This window comes from Burkholderia sp. PAMC 28687, from assembly GCF_001577465.1.
Lineage (GTDB): Bacteria > Pseudomonadota > Gammaproteobacteria > Burkholderiales > Burkholderiaceae > Caballeronia.
Genome location: NZ_CP014505.1, coordinates 857,296 through 877,434 on the forward strand (window position 1 = coordinate 857,296; position 20,139 = coordinate 877,434).

Sequence of the window (20,139 nt, forward strand, 5' to 3'; positions counted from 1 at the left end):
GGCATGCGCTCGCCTTCAGCCCGGGCGATTCGATGGTCATGCGTTCGGCGTCGCACCGATGACGTCAATGGGGAGGGTTAAAACTACAACATAGGTGGGACGAGGGCGATCGTCTGTATGCCAGAGCGTTCGCCCGCAAAGCCAGGAAGCGATATGGAAGGAAGGGCATAGTCTTTGCTCCGATGAAAAAGTAAGCACCTTTTTGATCGCGGCGTGGTCGGTTTGCGCGACGCGACGGTAGGAATAGGCGGAATCGGCGCGGCGGCCCATTCCTCATGGGTTTCGACAGAGTGCCGCTTCAGCGCCAGGTTCAAGTGTCAGATTGCTTGCCAATGCCGGTTTCGCAACCTTCAGGGGTCACCATGAGTATCTTTGCTTATCGGAAACATCTTCGTTTTCTCAGTGAGACGCATCGGCGTCAGTGGTGGGATCAACGAAAAAGACTTACGCCGCGGGTGCGCATCAGCGGGGCGTACGTGCCACCCAATGTCACACGCGAATTCGCGTACGTGAAAGTAGGCTGAGCGAAAAAACTTGCAGCACCTTGCCTGACTTAGAACGCTTAGAAATCGCAGCCCTGTTCGATGGTTCTCCATCGGCGGGGCTGTTTTAGTTTTCGCGTCGTTCAGTCAATTGTAATGAATCATTTCATTGGTGACATTTGGAATAAACGGTCACCTCGGGCTGTGACTGGCGGCTAACTCTGCAAACCCTTAACATCGCCCGCTGAGCGGTTACAGCTATGAAGCGAAAGGCGCCGCTCGACTTGAAAACCGCCGGAGAACGCCCAGTTTCAAGACAGTTTCAATTGCATTTGGCTACAAATGCTTAAGGTGGGTTTCAGGGTTTTTAGCTACATTCAATGCATGTCGTTGCGTTATCCCGTCGTGTGCACGGGTACCGCAGCGGGGAGAAGAAAAGTGAAAAAGTTAGTCCCGTTTGTGGTCGCTGCAGCCATCGGTGCAGGCTTCGCAAGTGCAGCTCAGGCTCACGTTTCCGTAGGTATCGGCATTGGCGTGCCGGCGTATCCGGTCTACGCTGCGCCGCCTCCGCCCGTGTATTACGCTCCGCCCCCGGCTCCGGTCTATTACGCGCCGCCGCCGGTGGTCTATGCGCCGCCCGCTGTGGTCGTCGGTGGGGGTTATTATGGTCGGCCGTACTACGGCGGGTATCACGGTGGATACGGATATCACGGTGGCTATCGTGGTGGATATGGCGGCGGATACGGTGGATGGCGGCGTTGAGCCGCGGCTCGTTAGACTGATTCTTTCGCTTGATGACAAGCGCGGATGACAAGCGCGGCGCAATTCGGCTCGACCGGTTGCGCCGTTTTGCTTTTTCGAGGTTTATCCGCAGTTCTCGATCGTAGGCCGATTGGCCAGCTTTTCAGACGCAGCACTATGCTGGGACAATGGCGTTCCCTCCAACCGCCGCCTGATGCTAGATGCCCATTCTCCCCGCACCCACATATGCCGACGTCGCCGATGCCGCCAAACGCATTGCCGGCGCCGCGCATCGCACGCCTGTCCTGACCTCGAACACCGCTGACGCCCTCGCCGGCGCCAGCCTCTTATTCAAGTGCGAGAATTTCCAGCGCATGGGGGCCTTCAAGTTTCGCGGCGCATTCAACGCGATCTCACATTTCTCCGATACCCAGCGCAAGGCCGGCGTCCTGACCTATTCGTCGGGCAACCACGCGCAGGCAATCGCGCTATCCGCCCGGATCGCGGGCATCAAGGCGACGATCATCATGCCGGAGGACGCGCCCGCCGCGAAAATGGAAGCCACGCGTGGCTATGGTGGCGAGGTGATCACATATGACCGGTACACGGAAGATCGTGAGGCTATTGGCGCGAAGATCGCGCAAGAGCGCGGCATGACGCTGATTCCGCCGTACGATCATCCGCACGTGATCGCCGGGCAGGGAACCGTCGTGAAGGAATTGATCGAGGAGACGGGGCCGCTGGACTACTTGTTCGTGTGCCTTGGCGGCGGTGGGCTGCTCGCCGGATGCGCGCTGGCAGCGGCCGAGCTGAGTCCGTCGTGCACGGTGATCGGCGTGGAGCCGGAAGCGGGCAACGACGCCCAGCAATCGCTGGCGCGCGGTGAGATCGTGCATATCGATGTGCCGCGCACTATTGCCGATGGCGCCGCGTCCACGCATGTCGGCGAATACAACTTCCCAATCCTGCAGCGGCTCGTGGATCGCGTCGTGACCGTCAGCGACGACCAGCTTGTCTCGACCATGAGGTTCTTTGCCGAGCGCATGAAGATGGTTGTCGAGCCGACCGGCTGTCTCGCGGCCGCAGCGGTGCTTCAGAACGTCGTGCCGGTAGCGGGCAAGCGCGTGGGCGTGGTGATCAGCGGCGGCAACGTGGACATGGCGCGGTTTGCGGGTTTTATCGCGTGATGCGATCGCGTTAAATTGCCGTTGCGCTGTTCACGATCAGGTCGTGGTATCCGTGCACGATCACGCTGTACGAGAAGTACGCGAAAAGCACCGCCGATAAAACATGGCAAGCGCGCAGCAACGCAGTCCCTGCGCGCTCGCGGCCATGGCTTGCGAGCGTGCAGATGAACACCGTCCATGCGAGGCCGCCTGCAAGAAAACCTGCGAGAAATACCGACGCGCTCATCTTGCCGGTCGCGCCGGCTTTCGCGATGAGCGCGCCACCCACGGCGGCGAACCAGAGGATTGCGCTCGGCGATGAAACCGCCAGCAACACCCCGCGCAGGAAACTGCGCAGATGCGAGGGCCGGGGCGTGGCGACATCGGCCTCGCCTTCCACCGGAGGCGCGGATGCCGGATATAGCGCCTCACGCGTCATCCTGAAGGTGAGGAACAGCAGCACGATCGAGCCGCCGATCCATACGACCCAGCGCACGGCATCGAACTGGAGCAACGCGGCCATGCCCGCCAGCGCCAGCGCCGCATACAGCAGGTCGCCGACGCAGGTGCCGAGGCCCAGCATCATGCCGGGCTTGAAACCGTGGGAAAGCGTCAGCGAGATGATCGCGACGTTTGCAATACCAATATCCAGACACAGCGACAACGACAGAAAGAATCCATCCGACAACAACGGCAACGCGTGCATCCAGGCTTTCCCTTTTTGATTGCTATTGAGTGGGGCAGTGGTTACGCGCGTTCGAGCGGCACTGAGGCCACAAGCCGTCCCGTTTCAATACCCATCGTGTTGCGCATGGTCGGATTCCGGTAGGCGCTTAGCTTTTCGCGTTGTGCCGCGTTGCCAATGCCGAGTTGATCGAGCACGTCGGTGACGATGGCGTAGAGCACGGCCGTGTTGCCGTCCTCGACTTTCACGGCGATACCCAGTGCCGGGCGCGAGCCCGATTCGCGCACGCCGATCGCATAGCTCGCATCGGCGCCCACCTTGCCGACCAGTTCACCTTCGAAGGCGCGCATCAGCGCAGTACAGAAGCGGTGTTCGCCGGCGACGAGTTCGGGGTAGGTTGTCATCGCGCGGTAGATCCGGGCGAGGGCGGCCGAGCGCGGCGTGTTATCGGGAGGTGTACCGGCGGCGGCGATCTTCACGAAAAGCCGTGCGAGCCGATCAAGCGGAAACGCCGGCGTAGGCAGGTTGCATCCGTCCGTGGCCCATTGCACACCGTCGCCCGGAAGATCGCAAACTTCGGCCATGGTCTGCTTGACCCGGACCTGAAGCGGATGATCGGGCAAGTGATAATCCGCGATCGCCGCACCCAGTGCCTGCGCACCGGCGAGCATCCCCGCGTGTTTTCCCGAGCAATTGCTGCACACGCCTGTTGGCGTGAAGTCGCGCCTGATCCAGTCCTTCCAGACCGCGTCCGATAACGGCGGATGACCGCCGCATCGAAGATCGGTTTCTGTTGCGTGCGCCTTGGCGAGCATCGCCTTCACGCGTTCGATATGGCGCGGCTCGCTGTTGTGCGACGCGCACATCAGGGCGAGATCGGCGTCATCGAAGCCGAAACGTTCGAGCGCGCCCGTTTCCAGCACGGCCAGCGCTTGCGCCGGTTTTGCGGCGGAGCGCGCGAGCGTCATGCGCGACGGATCGCCGAATGCATGCAGGAGGCGGCCTTCGGTGTCGACCACGGCGACATGCGCGGTGTGCGTGTTCTCCACCGACTCCCCACGATAAACCGTCGCCGCAGCGCTCATGACCGTGCTCCTCCCGAAAAGCCGATTTCGTCCCACAGCGCATCGACGCGCCGTTTGACCGCGTCGTCCATCACGATCGGGCGGCCCCATTCGCGGTCCGTCTCGCCGGGCCATTTGTTCGTGGCGTCGAGACCCATCTTCGATCCTAGCCCGGCCTTCGGCGAAGCAAAATCGAGGTAATCGATCGGGGTGTTATCGACGAGCACCGTATCTCTCGATGGATCGATACGCGTTGTAATTGCCCAGATCACTTCCTTCCAGTCGCGGATGTTGACGTCGTCGTCCACCACCACGATGAACTTCGTGTACATGAATTGCCGCAAGAAGCTCCAGACGCCGAACATCACGCGCTTGGCATGTCCCGGGTAGCTCTTCTTGATCTGCACGATTGCCATGCGGTAGCTGCAGCCTTCGGGCGGCAGATAGAAGTCGGTGATCTCGGTGAACTGCTTCTGCAAGAGCGGCACGAATACTTCATTGAGCGCGACGCCAAGGACGGCGGGTTCGTCGGGCGGCTTGCCTGTATACGTGGAGTGATAGAGCGCATCGCGGCGCATGGTGATCTTTTCGACCGTGAAGACCGGGAACCACTCTTGTTCGTTGTAGTAGCCCGTATGGTCGCCGTACGGACCTTCGAGCGCGTGCTCGTATTTGCCGGACGCATTGTTCGATGGCCTCGGCGGCGCGCCCTCGGGCGCCTGCGGCAGGGGACCGTCTTGCGGGTAGATAAACCCTTCGAGCACGATCTCGGCGCGCGCCGGTACTTGCAGCGTGTCGACGCCCGGCGTCAGGCATTTTGCCAGCTCGGTCTTCGCGCCGCGCAGCAGACCGGCAAACTGATATTCGGAAAGCGAGTCGGGCACCGGCGTCACGGCGCCGAGAATCGTTGCGGGATCGGCGCCGAGCACCACGGCAACCGGATACGGCTTGCCCGGATTGGCAAGCGCGAACTCCCTGAAGTCGAGCGCGCCGCCGCGATGTGCGAGCCATCGCATGATGAGCTTGTTGCGCCCGATCAGTTGCTGTCTATATATGCCGAGGTTTTGCCGCGTCTTGTTCGGCCCGCGCGTGACGGTCAGGCCCCACGTGATCAGCGGACCGGCGTCGCCCGGCCAGCATGTCTGAATAGGAAGGCGTGCAAGATCGACGTCCTGTCCTTCCCACACGATCTCCTGGCACGGCGGGGCGTTCACCGTCTTCGGCGCCATGTCCCATACGGCCTTGGCGAGCGTGAACAGCTTGCCTGCGTCCTTCAATCCCTTGGGCGGCTCGGGTTCCTTGAGGGCGGAGAGCAGGCGCCCGACATCGCGAAGTGACTCGAGTGCAGCTTTGTCACTGAGAAGACTCGGGTCCGAAGCGGCTTGCGCCTCCGTTTCGATACCCATGCCCAGGGCCACGCGCCTCGGCGTACCGAACAGGTTGGCCAGCACCGGCATGGTGTGTCCGGTTGGCGTCTGGAAAAGCAGCGCGGGGCCGCCCGATCGCAGCACGCGATCGGACAACTCGGTCATTTCAAGAACTGGAGAAACGGGCTGCTTGATGCGGCGCAACTCGCCAAGCGTTTCGAGGCGAGCAGTGAAGTCGCGCAGGTCTTTGTATTTCATCGGCTGAGGGGTAGGGCCTGCGAGGAAAATTATCTGCAGCCCGGCGCATAACAAAGTTCGTGGAGAGGCTCCGGAGCGCGCGCGGGCGATTGTCGATTTTACCTGTGTTGATGTCGGTACGTCAGGTCACACAACGGCACAACTCGGGCTTGACCGCTGGAAAACCGCTTGGGAAGGCGCTTTGAGGGCTCTGAACACTGTTTATAATAACCAAAAGTAATGGGTTTTACATTTCTCAGCATTGACGGATCATTTGAGGCTGCTAGAATCCATCGACATTGACAACACCGATTGCAACTTTTTACCAGTGCCACGGGTCTTTTGAAACGACGCGCTGCGTCACCCGGCCGGATTGTTCCGGTAAGTAATGGCAGTGGTGTTCATGCCGGCGCTCTTCTTCGCCGGTTTTTCGCGTGGTGGCCTGTGTGCGCGCCCCGGCATGTTCTTCGTGCCGCGCGCACCCGGATTCGAAGTATTCCGGTTAGGGCTGTCCCAACGGTTTGTGCCGTTTTTCCCGATACCGCTCGTGGGCTGTCCCAGAGCTGGCGGTGTCGATTTCTCCGTGGTGTGGCGGTTTTCAACGTTTACATCTGTAGAAATCAATGCATTTGGGAGCTCCAATGAATGCTTGGTTGTCGTGGCGTCCTGACGCTCGCATCGCGCTGTATCTGCGCGCCGTGCTGCGTCGCGCCAAACATATGAGTCTTACCGTCTTCAGCCTGGTCGGTTGTGCGGCCGTCGTAACAGCGCTCGCGCTGTGGCTGCTTCCCGCCTGGCGCGGCTCCTTCGCCGCAAAATTGATGCCGCTGGTCTCGGCGGCCGTCCAGGCCGGCCCGGCGCGTCTGCTTGCTGGCCAACCCCTACCGCCATTTGCAATTGGTCATCAGCGTGAAGAAGCATTGCGCAACGGCGAGACGGCGTCGCTCGGCTCAGCCGCCAGCGACGACGACAGCGCCCGCAAGCTGACTGGCGGCCTGAGCCTGGCGGTTTCGCCGAACGGGCTCGATCCCCGCACCTTGCCCACAGTTTCCACGCTCGCCAGCGCAATTTCATCGCAGCGGGTAGTGGCCGATGCCCGCGACGATCGCGTTCTGGTTTCCACGCGTGAGCAGAACCTCGTGGCGAACTTCATTGCGCGGCGTTATCACGTGGCGCAGGACCCGGTGAGCGAGCTGGTCCGTGCCGCCTTCGATACCGGCCGTGAAGTCGGTCTCGACCCGTTGCTGCTCCTCTCGGTCATGGCGATCGAATCCGGCTTCAATCCTTACGCTGAAAGCGGCGTGGGCGCGCAGGGCCTGATGCAGGTCATGTCGAAGGTCCACTCCGACAAATTCCAGTACTTCGGCGGATCGCACGCCGCGCTCGAGCCGCTTGCAAACATCAAGGTCGGCGCGCTGGTCCTGAAAGATTGCATCGCGCGCGGCGGTTCCGTTGCGGGTGGCCTGCGGTTCTACGTAGGTTCGACCTCGCAGGACGACGGCGGTTACGGCGCCAAGGTGCTGGCCGAGCGCGCACGTCTTCGCGATGTCGCCCACGGCCGCAATGTGCCGATCAACGCGCCGCAAGCGCCGGCACAGCCGGTTGCGCCGAAGACGGTGGTGGCGTCGGCTAACGCGCCGGCGAATGGTTCTACCGACAAACGTGTGCACTTCACGCTCGACGGTGTTCCGCCGATCACGGCGCCGGCCAAGGCTACGTCGCCGCAAGCGAGCGAGCGTAACGAAACCGACGACGCTGATACGCAAGCCAAGCATGAACATGGCGCCTGGGAAGTTGGCGCTTGAGACGGCATCCCCAGCCTTAAACCGGTAGCAGATGCAAAAAAGCCGTTCCAGCTTGATGCCGGGACGGCTTTTTCAATGGCGAAGGCTTTCCAAGCGGAGGCGCTAGACCCTGAACAACGTCCCAAGCCGCTGCACGGCTTCTTCGAGCTTCGAATACGCCGTGGCATAAGAGAGCCGGATATAGTCCCGCGGCGCATGAACGCCGAAATCATTGCCGGGAACCAGCACGACGCCGGCATCGTGAAGCATGGAGCGGGTCAGCGCCGTGCTGTCGCCGGCGGCCGGGTGCGCGACACGGCGGGTATCAGCGTAGACGTAGAACGCACCGTCCGGCACTACCGGCACTTCGAACCCGAGCGTGCGCAACGCCGGCACGATGAAATCGCGTCGGCGCCCAAATTCCAGCCGGCGTGACTCGTAGACTGCAAGCGTGGCAGGTTCAAAGCACGCGAGCGCCGCGTGTTGCGCGAGCGCGGACGCGCAAATGAACAGGTTCTGCGAGAGCTTTTCGACCGTCGAGACCATTGCGGGCGGCACGACCAGCCAGCCGAGCCGCCATCCAGTCATGTTGAAGTACTTCGAAAAGCTGTTGACGGTGACTACGTCGTCACCAAGCGAAAGCGCTGAAACGGGTTTCGCGTCGTAGCTCAAGCCCTGATAAATCTCGTCGACGATGGTAAAACCGCCGTGCGAACGCACGACATCGACGATCTTCGCCAGTTCCGCCGGTTCGATGGACGTCCCGGTAGGATTCGACGGCGACGCCAGCAGGACGCCGCGTGTAGCGGGCGTCCAGTGCGCTTCGACCTGGGCTGCGGTCAACTGGAAGCGCTCGGCCGGACCGCTCGGAATCAGGACCGGACGGCCTTCGGTTGCCGCCACGAAATGGCGATTACACGGGTAGCACGGGTCGGGCATGAGGACTTCGTCGTCGCGATCGACCAGTGCCGTGCATGCCAGAAGCAACGCCGCCGATGCACCCGCCGTCACCACGATGCGCGCCGGATCGATATCGAGCCCGAACACATCGCGATAATGACCGGAAATCGCCTCGCGCAACGACGCCAGCCCGAGCGCGTTCGTGTACTGCGTGACGCCGCGCCGCAAGGCGTCGGTCGCTGCGGCAATTACCGGTTCGGGCGCAGTGAAATCCGGCTCCCCGATACCCATGTGGATGATGTCGCGCCCCGCGCGTTCGAGCGCCTGCGCTTGCTTCGCCAGTTCCATGACATAGAACGGCTCGATCGCATCGACGCGCGCGGCGTAGCGAATTGCGCTTTGGGAGACGGCGCCGAGCGGGTCTTTGGCGAAATTCATCAGCTTCGCTGGCCGCGGCCTTGTGCTTCTGTCGGGCGCAGTTGAGCCGCAAGCTTGTCCAGCACGCCGTTCACGTACTTGTGGCCATCGGAACCGCCAAACGTCTTGGTCAACTCGATCGCTTCGTTGATCACCACGCGATACGGAATGTCCAGGTGATGCTTGAACTCGAACGCGGCGACCATCAGCACCGCGCGTTCAACCGGCGAGAGCTGGTCGAGCGGGCGGTCGAGGCAGGGCTGCAATTCGGCGGAAATGATGTCCGCTTCCTTGATCACGCCGTGCAGCAGGGCGTCCAGATGCTCCTGGTCGGCTTTATCGTAGCCTTGCGCGCCGCGCAACTGCGCGTCGATCTCGCCACCGGGCGAGCCCGACAGCAACCACTGATAAAGCCCTTGTGTCGCGAGTTCGCGCGAGCGGCGTCGAGCGCTTTTCATGCACGGTCCTCGTCATCTTCGTCTTCATCGTCCCCGCCCAACTGTTCCAGCGCGACCGACAGGTTGGCCATCTCGACCGCCACGCGTGCAGCGTCGCGGCCTTTTTCCGTCATGCGGGCAACGGCTTGTTCGTCGTTTTCCGTTGTCAGGACGGCGTTTGCGACCGGCGTGCCGAAGTTGAGCGCGATGCGCGAAATACCTGCACCACTTTCATTTGATACCAGTTCGAAGTGATACGTCTCGCCGCGAATGACGGCGCCGAGCGCGATGAGTGCATCGAACTGACCCGATTCAGCGAGCTTTTGCAGCGCCAGCGGGATTTCGAGCGCGCCCGGCACGGTGACGAGCAGCACGTCTTCACCGATCACGCCAAGCCGTTCGAGTTCTTCCGTGCAGGCGTCCACGAGGCCGTTGCACACCGGTTCGTTAAAGCGCGATTGCACGATGCCGATGCGCAGTCCGTCGCCGTCGAGGTTCGGTTGGTATTGTCCGATTTCCATTATTTATCCGTTTTCAGTGTTGTACGTGTGGTGTTGAGCCGGCCGGTCGTGGTCAGACCGAACGCAGATGAGCGATCGAAGCAGCGTCCGCGGCATCCGTGGATGGCGTGGCAGGGCAGCCGGGCATGGGAATGAAGCCCGTCACTTCGAGACCGTAACCGGACATGCTGCCGAGCTTGCGCGGATTCGACAGGACCTGCATCTTGCCCACGCCCAGTTCACGCAGGATCTGCGCGCCGATGCCATAGGTCTTGAAGTCGATCGGCCTGCGCTTCAGTTCAGCCGCCTTGTCTTCCTGCTCGAACGCCTCGAAGACCTCGACCAGATGCTCTTTCGTGTCACCGCAATTGAGCAGCACGATCGCGCCCAGATCGCGCGCGGCGATCTCCTTCATGGCGGCATCGAGCGTCCAGGAATGCGTGGACGAATCCACTTCCAGCAGATCCAGCACCGAAAGCGGCTCATGCACGCGCACCGGCGTTTCTATATCCGGCGTCGGCCGGCCGCGTACCAGCGCGATATGCGGCGATCCGCTCGGCTGATCGCGATACAGCACTGCGCGAAACGCGCCGTGCGCCGTTTGCATCGTGCGTTCGGCGACGCGCTCGACGATCGATTCGGTCCGCGAGCGGTAGTGAATCAGGTCGGCGATCGTGCCGATCTTGATGTCGTGCAACTCGGCGAATTCGATCAGATCAGGCAGGCGCGCCATTTCGCCGTCGTCGCGGATCACTTCGCAAATCACCGATGCTGGCGTCAAACCCGCCAGCGCCGTCAGGTCACAGCCCGCTTCGGTGTGTCCGGCGCGAACCAGCACGCCGCCCGGTTGCGCCATGATCGGGAAAACGTGGCCCGGTTGGACGATATGTTCGGCTTTCGCGTCGTGCGCGACGGCTGCCTTGATCGTGCGGGCGCGGTCGGAAGCCGAAATGCCGGTTGTCACGCCTTCGGCGGCTTCAATGCTTACCGTGAACGCCGTACCGTATTGCGTGCCGTTTTTCTGCGTCATCAGCGGCAGGTTCAACAAGCGGGCGCGTTCCGGCGTAATGGTCAGGCAGATCAGCCCACGGCCGTGCCGCGCCATGAAGTTGATCGCTTCCGGCGTCACGAAGTCGGCTGCGATGATGAGATCACCCTCGTTTTCGCGGTCTTCTTCGTCGACGAGAATCACCATCCGGCCTGCTTTCAGCTCAGCGATGATCTCTGGAGTGGAGGCGAGCGTCATTGCGATGGTCGTCCGTTCGGGAAAGGGCGTATTTTACGCCACCGGGGAGGGCAACGCGGGGGTTTTGCCGGTTTGAGGCGTGCCGGGCGCCGGGGTCAACGTCGAGTCATTGCCAGGCATGTCAGTCAGGTGGGAAGCGAATCTGCGAAAAGTGCCTTCCCGCAAAGGTCGCCTTGCGCTCAATTTGTGCCGGTGTTGGCCGGCATCGGTTATTTGCGCAGCGCGTTCAGGTCGTCGATCATGCGAGTGTCCTAGTTGGCCGATCCCGACGACGAAAGAATCCGCTCCACATACCGCGCGATCAAATCGATCTCCAGATTCACCTTCGAACCTGCCTTGAGATGCCGCAGCGTCGTCACTTCCACCGTGTGCGGAATGAGGTTGATCGAAAACTCGCATCCGTCCGGCCGGTCGGTCACGCTGTTCACCGTCAGGCTCACGCCGTTGACCGTCACCGATCCCTTGTACGCCAGGTACTTGCCGATATCCTTCGCCGCCAGAACCCGCAACTCGTGCGATTCGCCAACCGGCTCGAAGCGCGTCACTTCGCCGAGACCGTCCACATGTCCGGATACCAGATGTCCGCCCAGCCGGTCATGCGCGCGCAATGCCTTTTCCAGGTTGACATCGCCGGGGTCGGACAGGCCCGCCGTCCGGTTCAGGCTTTCCCGCGATACATCCACGGCAAACGACTCCGCCGATTTCTCGATCACGGTCATGCACGCACCCTGAATCGAAATGCTGTCGCCGAGTTCGACGTCCGCGAGATCCAGTCCGCCCGATGCAACCGTGAGGCGCACGCCGGTATCGTCATCTGCGGGCGAGCCCAGCGGGGTGACAGTTTCAATGCGGCCGACCGCCGCGACAATTCCTGTGAACATCGTCGAAATTCCTTGGAGTTATGCGTCAGGTAAGAGGCTGCACGTCGGCCTTCACATCGGCAAAGCGCGCGAGCATCCGCACATCGTCGCCCATCCGGTCGATGCGATGAAACCGCAAATGCGGCCGCGCCTCGAGCGTCCCGGGCGGCGTGAAGTCGAACATGCCTGGCGCGTTGCCAAGCAGGCTCGGCGCGAGATAGATCAGCAATTCGTCGATGCAGCCCTCGCGCAACAATGAGCCATTGAGCTTATGGCCGGCTTCCACATGCAGCTCGTTGATACCGCGATCGGCGAGAATGCCGAGCATTGCCGGAAGATCGACCTTGCCTTGTTCGTTTGTCAGCGACGTGAATTCGATACCCCGTTCACGCAGCGCTTCGGCTTTAGCCATATCAGGCTCGGCGCCGCAAAAAATCCACGGCGGCGCACCTTCCAGAATCCGGGCATCGAGCGACACGTCAAGCCGGCTGTCGATCAACACGCGTTGCGGCTGGCGCGGCGTTTCCACTGCGCGCACGGTCAGTTGCGGATCGTCCTCACGCACCGTGCCGATTCCCGTCAGGATCGCGCAGGCACGGGCGCGCCATGCGTGGCCGTCGGCGCGAGCGGCTTCGCCTGTGATCCACTGGCTGTCACCGTTCGGCAGGCCCGTACGGCCATCGAGCGTGGCCGCAATTTTCATGCGGACCCACGGACGGCGTCGCGTCATTCTCGACACGAAACCGATGTTCAGTTCATATGCCTCGTTCGCAAGGAGGCCGCAACGCACATCGATACCCGCGTCGCGAAGAATCGCCAGCCCACGCCCGGAGACGGCCGGATTCGGATCTTCCATTGCCGCAATGACCTTCGTGACCCGCGCCTCGATCAGCGCGTTCACGCACGGCGGCGTGCGGCCGAAATGGCTGCATGGCTCGAGCGTCACATAAGCGGTTGCGCCGCGCGGATCGTGGCCGCGCGCGCGTGCGTCCTTGAGCGCGCGGATCTCGGCGTGGTCCTGCCCGGCAGGCTGCGTGAAACCTTCGCCGATGACATCGCCGTCCTTGACCAGCACGCAGCCGACGCGCGGGTTGGGCGTCGTGATGTACATCCCGCGCGCGGCGAGCGCCAGCGCGCGCTCCATGTGCGAGAAATCGGTCTGCGAGAACATTGCGGCGGCCTCTTTTTTTCTGACGTAAGCGTTGATCAGGCAGCGAGACGGCTGAAAGCGCCCCGGGCGGCATCGAGCGTGGCGTTGATCACGGCGTCATCGTGGACGATCGAAACGAAGCCCGCTTCATACGCCGACGGCGCGAAGTACACGCCTGCATCGAGCATTTCGTGGAAGAAAGCGTTGAAGCGCTTCGTGTCGCCTTTCGTGACTTCGGCGAAGCTCGCCGGGATGCTGTCGGCGAAATAAAGACCAAACATGCCGCCGATGGCATCGGCCGAGAACGCTACGCCGGTTTCCCTGGCGATCGCGGCGAGGCCATCCGTGAGATGACGCGTTTGCCTGGTCAGCGTCTCGTAGAAACCCGGCGCCTGGATCAGTTGCAGCGTTTTCAAACCGGCCGCGACCGCGATCGGGTTCCCCGACAAGGTGCCCGCCTGGTACACGCCGCCAAGCGGCGCAAGATGCGCCATGATGTCCCGGCGGCCGCCGAAAGCAGCCGCGGGCATGCCGCCGCCGATCACCTTGCCGAGGCACGTCAGGTCCGGTTTGATGCCGTAGACCTCTTGCGCGCCGCCGAGCGCGACGCGAAAGCCGCACATGACTTCATCGAAGATCAGCACCGCGCCGTGTTCGTCGCAACGCGCGCGCAACGCCTGGAGAAACGCCGGCGAGCCCTTCACGAGGTTCATGTTGCCGGCCACGGGCTCCACGATCACCGATGCAATCTCCCCGCCGAACGCGGCAAATGCCTCGTTGAGCTGCTCGACGTTGTTGTACTCGAGCACGGTGGTGTGCTTGGCGATATCCGCCGGAACGCCCGCCGATGTGGGGTTGCCGAACGTCAGCAGCCCTGACCCCGCCTTCACCAGCAGGCTGTCCGCGTGGCCGTGATAACACCCTTCGAACTTGATGATCCGGTCACGTTTGGTGAAACCGCGCGCGAGACGCAGCGCGCTCATGGTCGCCTCGGTGCCGCTCGAGACCATGCGAACCTGTTCTATCGATGGAACCAGCTTGCAGATCTCTTCCGCGATTTCGATCTCGGATTCAGTCGGTGCGCCGAACGAGAAGCCGTTCGCCAGCACGCGCTGGACGGCCTCGAGCACTTCAGGGTGGACGTGGCCGAGGATCATCGGCCCCCATGAACCGATGTAATCGATGTACTGCTTGCCATCGGCGTCCCAGAAATGCGGACCCGACGCGCGTTCGATGAATCTCGGCGTGCCGCCGACCGAGCGAAACGCGCGTACCGGCGAGTTCACGCCGCCGGGAATGGTTTTCTGGGCGCGTTCGAAGAGAGCTTCATTTCTGGACATGACTGGACCTGCGCTGGATGACGGGTTCTGCTTGAGAGGGCTGCGGCCGCGGGGATTGCGAAGCTTCGATCCGGCGCCGGACGATGGTCGGGCGCGCTGGCGCGGCTGCACGAAATCAAGGTGAAATTGTACCGGAGTCGCCTGGATCGGGCCGCAAGGGGCGGGCGCGTTGCGCTCGTGGCGAGGGAGGGCCAAACCGGGCGCGTACAATGCTCCCACTGTTAAGGCTTCGTTTAAGTCGTTTCGACGTCCGCCGAAGACCTTGTCCCTACGTTCCTTTTTGTCTCTCATGCCCGAAATCATCAAGCGCCGTTCCGATCGCCGGCTGATTCTTCTGCTCGGCGCGCTGGCGGCATGCGGTCCGCTGTCCATCGATATGTATCTGCCAAGCCTGCCGTCTCTTGCCGATGCGTTCGGCACGACAGCCGCCGCCGCGCAGATCACGTTGACCAGTTTCATGCTCGGATTCTCGCTCGGCATGCTCGTGTACGGACCGCTGTCGGACGCTTATGGGCGCCGGCCCGTGCTGCTCGGCGGCATCATCTTGTATGCGATCGCGAGCGTGGGATGCGCGCTGTCGTTTTCCATCGATTCGCTGGTTCTGATGCGATTTTTGCAGGCGCTCGGCACGGGGTCCGCTTCGGTGCTGGCGCGGGCGATTGCACGCGATGCCCACGCGCCATCGGACGCGGCGCGCGTGTTGTCCATGCTGGCGATCGTGACGTCCATCGGGCCGTTGCTTGCGCCGTTGATCGGCGGGCAGTTGCTGCTGCTCGGCGGGTGGCGCGCGGTGTTCGTCACGTTGTCGTTGTTTGGACTGGTGTGTGCGGTGACCACCTACCTGCGTGTGCCGGAGACATGGCCGCGGGAGAAACGGGCTTCTTCGGCGGTTGGGCGCTCGTTTGCCGCTTATGGGCATTTGCTCAGCGATCCCGTCACGTGGGGCCACATGTTATGCGGCGGGATGGCGTTCGCGTCGATGTTCGCCTATATCACCGCAACGCCGTTTGTTTATATCGACTACTTTCATGTGAAGCCGCAGCATTATGGGTTCTTCTTCGGCATGAATATCATCGGGATCATCGGATGGAATGTGGTGAATACGCGGCTTGTCGGCGTGCTCGGGTCTTTGAAGCTGATTTCAATCGCTTCGTTTGTCAGTGTCGTTGCCGCGCTTGCTACTGCGTTTGTCTGTCTTACCGGGATCGGTGGGTTGTGGTCGATTGTCGGGTGCCTGTTTTTTGTTGTGGGCGTCGTGGGGCTGCTTTCGGCGAATTGCACGACCGATCTCATGCATCGGTATCCGCATAATGCCGGCGCAGCGGCCGCTGTTTTTGGCGCCGTGCAGTTGGCGCTGGGGGCGCTCGCAAGTCTCGCTATCGGGATGCTGCACGATGGCACGCCGAAAGGCATGGGGATCGTTATCGCCGTGACCGGAGTGCTGACTTTTGCCGGGCGGACGCTGGTCTTACGGTGGCATGGGACGCCGGTTAAGGCTCGGACCGTTGGGTGAATCCGGGCTTTGGTCGTAGTGGTCGGGGCTGGTGCCGGGTTGCTGCTTTTTAAGCTACCGCGCGTTCTGTTCTAGCCGTTCTTTTTCGCACTATTAGCCCCTGTCCGTGGCGGGACTTCATTTCTTTTTCCAACGGCGAAAAAGAAACGAAGCAAAGAAAACGCCTCTCAACCGCTAATTCTTAAGTGTCCCGAGCGTGCACGTACAACTGTTTGGTTCTTCAGAAGAACGCTCGACGCCGCAATCAAGAACACTTGAAACCCTCCCCCTCCGTCAACAGATACCCACACGCTTCGCCACCAGTGTGGGAATCCATTAACCAGGAAACCCATACTGCGTCTTTGTTTTTTTAACGTTGGGCCGTCATCGTTTTCAGGAACGTGAACGCCGTTGCCTCCACCCTCGCAATGCTTTCCGCTTCCACGCCCGCGCCGTGGCCTCCATCGCGGTTCTCCAGGTACCACACGCGGTCGTGGCCCTGTGCCTGCATCCTTGCCGCCATCTTGCGCGCGTGACCCGGATGTACACGGTCATCCGTCGCCGATGACGTGAACAACGCCGGCGGATACGTTACGTCGGCCTTCACGTTCTGGTACGGCGAGTAGGTCATCAGGAAACGCAAGTCGGCAGCGTCGTCGGGGTCGCCGTATTCGTCCATCCACGATGCCCCCTGCAACAACACATGGAACCTCGCCATGTCGAGCAGCGGCACCTCCGATACCACTGCGCCAAACAACTCGGGCCGCTGCACGAGCATCACACCCGTCAGCAAGCCGCCATTGCTGCCGCCACGCACCGCAAGTTGTTTCGATGTCGTCACGCCCGATGCCACCAGCGCTTCTGCAACAGCAATGAAGTCATCGAAGGCGACTTGGCGCTTTTCCCGCTGCGCCGCCTGGTGCCAGCCCGGGCCGAACTCGCCGCCACCACGAATGTTCGCAATGGCATACAAGCCGCCACTTTCAAGCCATGCCATGCCGGTGGTCGCGTCGTAATGCGGGTCGAGCGCAACTTCGAAACCGCCATAGCCATACAGCAGACACGGCGCCGATTGTTCGCCCTTGACGTTTGCTTCGCGGCCGACGAGCCAGTAGGGGATCTTGACGCCGTCGGGCGCCATGGCGTGGCGGCGTTCGGCGATCAGACCCGTGGCATCGAATTGGGACGGAAGGCGCGCGAGCAATTGCCACTCGCTTCCAGGCGCGGCGAGATCCGCGAAATACATCGACGGCGGGCTCAGGAAATGTTCGATGTACACCAGCACGGTGTCGTCGCGCTCGCTGTCGATGGAATTCACATACGACTGGCTCGCGGCCGGCACCGCGAAGTCACGGCAGGTCCAGGCGCCTTCGAGATTCGCGGGCGGCGCGTATAGCTGGACTTGCGGCGAGCCGTCGTTCATCAGCGATACAAGCAGCCAGTGCTTCGTGAAGTCGATATTCGCAAGCACGTTGCGGCCGGATGCCGCGAACAGCACGGTGAAATCCCGCGCGCCGGCGAGAAACGCGTCGCGCCGGATCACGAGCAGGGAACCGCCGGCATGGACCGTCGGGCCTGCATCGTATGCTTCACGCGGTGTCGCGAACAGCCAGCCATTCCAGTGCTCGAGCTCGACGTGCAGCGGGACATCGTATTGTTGCCACTCGCCGGTGGTTTCATCGAGCCAGTATTGCAGCGTCTCGAAGAACGAGGTCGCACGCGACGCGAGGTGCAGGTTTTCGAGCGGGTCGTAATCCACGCCCGCCGATACATCACGCCGCTTGCCTTCGAAGACAATGGGCGCATCGGCGAGCTTCGTGCCGCGCTTCCATTTGCGCGCCTGGCGCGGGAAGCCCGACGTGGTGAGCGCCGGTTTCTTGCTATGCGCGCTGTCGTCCCAGCCGACATACACGGCGTCGCGATTGATCCACGATATGTCGTGCTTGCCGACATCGGGAAGCTCGAAGCCGTCTTTCACGAAAGTGCGCGATTCGATATCGAACTCGCGCACGAGACATGCGTCCGAACCACCCGGCGACAGGCTCACCAGCGCGCGGTCCCAGGTGGGGTAGAGCATGTCGAAATCATGCAGCGCCCAGCGGGTGGCATCGTCGGGATTGTTGTTGAGGTCGAGCTTGTCGACATCGAGGACGATCTGCCACTTCGCCTTGCCCGCGAGCCATGCAGCCCACGGTGTGCGCCGCACGATGCCCAGCGGATTCTCCTCGTCCTGCCACGTGTTGTAGCCCCAGTCGCCATATCGCGAGCAGGACACGATGCGCTCCTGCGACGTGTATGCCTTCTTGAGGCGCGCGGTGAGCGCATCTGTTTCAAGCGTCTTGCCGAATGCGGCCGTCGTACGCGCGTTCTGCGAATCAACCCATTGCTCGACGCGGGCGTTATCGAGCGACTCCAGGTCGATTAACGGATCGGCGCCCGAGGTAGCGGGCCATTCGAGTTCGGGGTGTTGGCTGAGGAAGGAGTTTGTCATATAGGAAAGCGCGCCTGCGTTGGAATGCCGGCGAGTGCGCCGACGTGATCAGGAATCAGAAGGCTGATTGTGCCTGATGACGTGTCGCGCGGCAGTCCGCGTGAATTCGGACTATTCCTATTTCGGTTTCGTAACGAACCTTTAGATTATTACAACACGACGGCGCGACGGAAAGCCGCGAGAAACGAGCGGCCGAAATCACGAGCCGCAGATCAATTTTTCAGGAGGCAATGTGTTGGATCTCATCATCGCAGCAATCAACAAGCGGCAAGTTCTTTCAATGACGTACAGCGGATTGGCAAGGGTCGTAGAACCGCATGCAGTTGGCCTGTCAACGGCAGGAAAGCACGTCCTTCGCTGCTTTCAGACGAGCGGCGGACACATTAACGCGGGGCACGATTGGGATCTCTTCGCATTGTCCGACATAGAGGTCTTGGCTCCCACCGGCGAGTCGTTTGTCGGTCCGCGGCCCGGATACAAGCGCGGCGATCGACATATGATCGAAATCTATGCGGAACTTTGATTGAAGCACCGTTGGTTTCACCGGCATAAGTGGCCAGAAGGGACAGTGCAACGGAACTCTCGATCGAAATAAAAAATGCCGCGTGTCCCTCAGGACCACGCGGCATTTTTAATGCGGAAACCTGCCGTCAAGCCAACCGTTCTTCCGTCTTCGCGTCAAACAACACCGCTTTCGATACATCGAACAGCAGCGTCATGTTCGTCAGCGGCTGCGGATTTGCTGCCGGGTGCACGCGGCTCACCACGCGCTTGCCGTTCACCTGGGTGAACACGAGCGTATCCGGGCCGGTCGGCTCGATCACATCGATCTTCACCTCAACCGGCTGCAGACGTGCGTCTTCCACATTGTGCGCGCTGCGGGCATCCGTAATGCGCTCCGGACGCAAACCAAGAATCACGTTCTGCCCGATCTTGCCACGCACGGCGGCGGCATCGAAGGGCAGGTTCAACACGGTACGCGACACGCCCGTGTCCAGCTCGATACCCACGCCCGATCCGGCCTCGACCAGCTTGCCGTCGATAAAATTCATCGGCGGCGCGCCAATGAAACCCGCCACGAACAAATTCGATGGCGAATCGTAGATGTCCTGCGGCGCGCCGAATTGCTGTACGACGCCATCCTTCATCACCGCAATCCGGTCGCCGAGCGTCATGGCTTCGATCTGATCGTGCGTCACGTACACGATCGTCGTGCCCAGGCGCTGATGCAGCAGCTTGATTTCCGAACGCATTTCGATACGCAGTTTCGCGTCGAGATTCGACAACGGTTCATCGAACAGGAACATCACCGGATCGCGCGCCAAAGCGCGGCCCATTGCCACGCGCTGGCGTTGGCCGCCCGACAACTGGCCGGGCTTCCGGTCGAGCAGATGCTGGATCTGCAGCGTATCCGACACGCGCTTCACAATGGCGGCCTGCTCGTCCTTCGGCACCTTGCGAATGTTCAGCCCGAACGAGATGTTCTCGCGGACCGTCATGGACGGGTACAGCGCGTACGACTGGAACACCATCGCGATGTCGCGATCTTTCGGCGAGAGGTTGTTCACCGTCTTGCCGTCGATCATGATGTTGCCCTTGGTGACCGTTTCCAGGCCGGCGATCATGTTGAGCAACGTGGACTTGCCGCAGCCCGAACCGCCAACGAGGATCAGGAACTGACCGTCCTCGATGTCGATGTTCACGCCCTTCAGAACGGGTACGCCGTTCGCATAAGTCTTGTATACGTCGCGGATTGAAAGGCTTGCCATGCTATGAATCC

The 20,139-nt window shown here is 61.6% G+C and carries 17 protein-coding genes; 5 read left to right on the forward strand and 12 right to left on the reverse strand.

Annotated elements, in window-relative coordinates; translation table 11 throughout:
- The first annotated feature begins 920 nt into the window (after window positions 1-920).
- Both AX768_RS31855 and AX768_RS04010 read left to right on the forward strand, forming a co-directional pair.
- Window positions 921-1,244, forward strand: coding sequence for a hypothetical protein (locus tag AX768_RS31855; RefSeq protein WP_075359639.1), 324 nt, complete (start codon window positions 921-923; stop codon window positions 1,242-1,244).
- 200 nt (window positions 1,245-1,444) lie between these two features.
- The gene (locus AX768_RS04010; RefSeq protein WP_061998884.1) at window positions 1,445-2,410 is read left to right on the forward strand and encodes a threo-3-hydroxy-L-aspartate ammonia-lyase; all 966 of its coding nucleotides are present in this window, start codon (window positions 1,445-1,447) and stop codon (window positions 2,408-2,410) included.
- A gap of 10 nt (window positions 2,411-2,420) precedes the next feature.
- Here the strand turns inward: AX768_RS04010 and AX768_RS04015 are convergent, their stop codons facing one another.
- From AX768_RS04015 to ubiD, 3 genes are read right to left on the reverse strand one after another with little or no spacing between them, the layout of a single operon-like run.
- Window positions 2,421-3,095 carry a LysE family transporter gene (locus tag AX768_RS04015; protein ID WP_061998885.1) on the reverse strand — a complete coding sequence of 225 codons (675 nt, stop codon included), beginning with the start codon at window positions 3,093-3,095 and terminating at the stop codon, window positions 2,421-2,423.
- A gap of 41 nt (window positions 3,096-3,136) precedes the next feature.
- On the reverse strand, window positions 3,137-4,159 hold the full coding sequence (locus AX768_RS04020; protein WP_119024631.1) for an asparaginase: 1,023 nt from the start codon (window positions 4,157-4,159) through the stop codon (window positions 3,137-3,139).
- Window positions 4,156-5,763, reverse strand: a complete 1,608-nt coding sequence (gene ubiD / locus AX768_RS04025; RefSeq protein ID WP_061998887.1) for a 4-hydroxy-3-polyprenylbenzoate decarboxylase — start codon at window positions 5,761-5,763, stop codon at window positions 4,156-4,158. Before ubiD ends, AX768_RS04020 begins: the two co-directional genes overlap by 4 nt.
- Window positions 5,764-6,383: 620 nt before the next feature.
- On the opposite strand from ubiD, the gene AX768_RS04030 reads away from it, so the two are divergent.
- The gene (locus AX768_RS04030) at window positions 6,384-7,547 is read left to right on the forward strand and encodes a transglycosylase SLT domain-containing protein (RefSeq protein ID WP_061998888.1); all 1,164 of its coding nucleotides are present in this window, start codon (window positions 6,384-6,386) and stop codon (window positions 7,545-7,547) included.
- 102 nt (window positions 7,548-7,649) lie between these two features.
- Here AX768_RS04030 and AX768_RS04035 read toward each other — a convergent pair whose 3' ends face one another.
- The 7 genes from AX768_RS04035 to hemL form a co-directional block, all read right to left on the reverse strand.
- Window positions 7,650-8,864, reverse strand: coding sequence for a pyridoxal phosphate-dependent aminotransferase (locus AX768_RS04035; RefSeq protein ID WP_061998889.1), 1,215 nt, complete (start codon window positions 8,862-8,864; stop codon window positions 7,650-7,652).
- Entirely contained in the window at window positions 8,864-9,301 is a 438-nt protein-coding gene (gene nusB / locus AX768_RS04040) for a transcription antitermination factor NusB (protein ID WP_061998890.1), read from the reverse strand. The genes AX768_RS04035 and nusB overlap by 1 nt, the downstream gene beginning before the upstream one ends.
- A complete protein-coding gene (ribH, locus tag AX768_RS04045; protein WP_061998891.1) occupies window positions 9,298-9,801 on the reverse strand; it encodes a 6,7-dimethyl-8-ribityllumazine synthase in 504 nt (167 codons plus the stop codon). The genes nusB and ribH overlap by 4 nt, the downstream gene beginning before the upstream one ends.
- A 52-nt stretch (window positions 9,802-9,853) precedes the next feature.
- Window positions 9,854-11,026 carry a bifunctional 3,4-dihydroxy-2-butanone-4-phosphate synthase/GTP cyclohydrolase II gene (gene ribBA / locus AX768_RS04050; protein ID WP_061998892.1) on the reverse strand — a complete coding sequence of 391 codons (1,173 nt, stop codon included), beginning with the start codon at window positions 11,024-11,026 and terminating at the stop codon, window positions 9,854-9,856.
- Window positions 11,027-11,277: 251 nt separating this feature from the next.
- The gene (locus tag AX768_RS04055) at window positions 11,278-11,907 is read right to left on the reverse strand and encodes a riboflavin synthase (RefSeq protein ID WP_061998893.1); all 630 of its coding nucleotides are present in this window, start codon (window positions 11,905-11,907) and stop codon (window positions 11,278-11,280) included.
- 25 nt (window positions 11,908-11,932) lie between these two features.
- Window positions 11,933-13,057, reverse strand: a complete 1,125-nt coding sequence (gene ribD / locus AX768_RS04060) for a bifunctional diaminohydroxyphosphoribosylaminopyrimidine deaminase/5-amino-6-(5-phosphoribosylamino)uracil reductase RibD (protein WP_061998894.1) — start codon at window positions 13,055-13,057, stop codon at window positions 11,933-11,935.
- Window positions 13,058-13,092: 35 nt separating this feature from the next.
- Complete coding sequence (gene hemL / locus AX768_RS04065) at window positions 13,093-14,376, reverse strand: glutamate-1-semialdehyde 2,1-aminomutase (RefSeq protein WP_061998895.1); 1,284 nt, start codon at window positions 14,374-14,376, stop codon at window positions 13,093-13,095.
- Between the two features lie 289 nt (window positions 14,377-14,665).
- On the opposite strand from hemL, the gene AX768_RS04070 reads away from it, so the two are divergent.
- Window positions 14,666-15,889 carry a Bcr/CflA family multidrug efflux MFS transporter gene (locus tag AX768_RS04070; protein WP_061998896.1) on the forward strand — a complete coding sequence of 408 codons (1,224 nt, stop codon included), beginning with the start codon at window positions 14,666-14,668 and terminating at the stop codon, window positions 15,887-15,889.
- Window positions 15,890-16,238: 349 nt separating this feature from the next.
- Here the strand turns inward: AX768_RS04070 and AX768_RS04075 are convergent, their stop codons facing one another.
- Window positions 16,239-18,359: a prolyl oligopeptidase family serine peptidase gene (locus AX768_RS04075; RefSeq protein WP_061998897.1), complete on the reverse strand. Its 2,121-nt coding sequence runs from the start codon at window positions 18,357-18,359 to the stop codon at window positions 16,239-16,241.
- 235 nt (window positions 18,360-18,594) lie between these two features.
- On the opposite strand from AX768_RS04075, the gene AX768_RS04080 reads away from it, so the two are divergent.
- Window positions 18,595-18,882: a hypothetical protein gene (locus AX768_RS04080; RefSeq protein ID WP_197672646.1), complete on the forward strand. Its 288-nt coding sequence runs from the start codon at window positions 18,595-18,597 to the stop codon at window positions 18,880-18,882.
- A gap of 127 nt (window positions 18,883-19,009) precedes the next feature.
- On the opposite strand, the gene AX768_RS04085 is transcribed toward AX768_RS04080, so the two are convergent.
- Window positions 19,010-20,128, reverse strand: a complete 1,119-nt coding sequence (locus tag AX768_RS04085) for an ABC transporter ATP-binding protein (RefSeq protein ID WP_061998899.1) — start codon at window positions 20,126-20,128, stop codon at window positions 19,010-19,012.
- Window positions 20,129-20,139: the final 11 nt, after the last annotated feature.